Genomic DNA, 1,448 nt, shown 5'->3' on the forward strand with positions numbered 1-1,448 from the left:
TGGACCTCTGTCAAGAAAGTGGACACCTAAATAACGAAACGGTGTTAATCTTGTCTTAACTTTTTCTAATTGTAGATGACACCGTGGATGGGTCAAGCCCAAACCGCTTGACCCATCCACGGAATCATCTGGCTAGTCGCTAAGTTAGACAAGCCACCAACATGTCAATCCTCCACTTATGCAGAAATCACCTCATCAAATTTTTCTGCATACTCAATTGGAGATAAATAATCTATTGATCCGTGAATTCTTTTGCGGTTATAAAAAAACTCAATATAACGATAGATTTCAGTGTACGCCTGTTTTTTCGTTTGAAACCGGCGACCTTGTATCAACTCTTTTTTTAATATACTAAAAAAGGATTCTGCACAAGCATTGTCATAACAATTTCCTGTACGACTCATACTTGATTCCATTTGGTATTCCTTTAGCTTTTCTCGATATTCTTTAGAGGCATACTGAGTTCCACGATCTGAATGGTGAAGTAAACCTTGACCTGGTTTTTTCGCCCCATAAGCATCGTTCAATGCGTCTATTACCAACTGCGTCTCCATGTGCCCATAAAGTCGCCAACCAACAACTTCTCGGGTAAACAAATCAAGAATGCTTGCCAAATATAAACGCCCTTCTCTACAAGGAATATACGTGATATCAGCCACCCAAACCTTGTTCGGTGCCAAGGTGCTAAAGTTTTGATCCAATATGTTAGGGGCAATAGGATAATCATGATCTGAGTTGGTTGTATTTACTTTGAACGTCTTCGAAACACATGACCGGAGATCCAATTCTTGCATATACTTACCAACAGTACGCTCTGTAATTGTGTAACCTTCTTTCTCCAAAAGTTTGGTGATTTTGGGGCTACCGTACCTTTTTTCTGAATCATGATAATGATAAAGAATACGTTCTTGGATCCTTTCTTTACGCAATTCCTGTTGGCTTGGCTTTCGATTCCTCCATTTGTAATAACCGCTCGTTGTAACCTTCAAAACCTTGCACATCTTCACCACTGAAAACTCCGAGCGATTGTTTTCAACGAAGTCAAACCTCATGGCTTTGGTCTGCTGAAGATATGCACCGCCTTTTTTACAATAGCTAGTTCTTCCTCAGTATCTGCTAATTGCTTATCCTTTTTCATTAGTTCGCGTTCTTTTTCTTTCAATTGTTGTTCTAACTTTTTCAATCGTTCCTCAGCTGCAACAGGTTCATTTTCAAATTCACGATATTTCGTCATCCAATCATGCAAACAACTTAAAGGAAGCTTTAATTCAGCTGCAATCTCTCTCATTGTTTTCTTTTGCTGTTGTTCTTGCGCAAATTTAACAGTTTCTTTTTTAAATTCTTCACTATACCTTTGCCGATGTTCACCCATGGAACCCCTCCTATGATTATCATTTTAACCTAAAATGATGTTCGTTAAAGGGTATCCACTTTTTATTCTAGCTTCA

The 1,448-nt window shown here is 38.6% G+C and carries 2 protein-coding genes; both read right to left on the minus strand.

Going from position 1 to position 1,448, the window contains the following annotated elements:
- Positions 1-176 precede the first annotated feature (176 nt).
- Positions 177-1,052, minus strand: coding sequence for an IS3 family transposase (locus BMX40_RS19890; RefSeq protein WP_090873208.1), 876 nt, complete (start codon positions 1,050-1,052; stop codon positions 177-179).
- A complete protein-coding gene (locus BMX40_RS19895) occupies positions 1,049-1,372 on the minus strand; it encodes a transposase (protein ID WP_090873210.1) in 324 nt (107 codons plus the stop codon). The genes BMX40_RS19890 and BMX40_RS19895 overlap by 4 nt, the downstream gene beginning before the upstream one ends.
- Between the last annotated feature and the right edge of the window lie 76 nt (positions 1,373-1,448).

Source organism: Oceanobacillus limi (assembly GCF_900111445.1).
Taxonomy (GTDB): Bacteria; Bacillota; Bacilli; order Bacillales; family Amphibacillaceae; genus Ornithinibacillus; species Ornithinibacillus limi.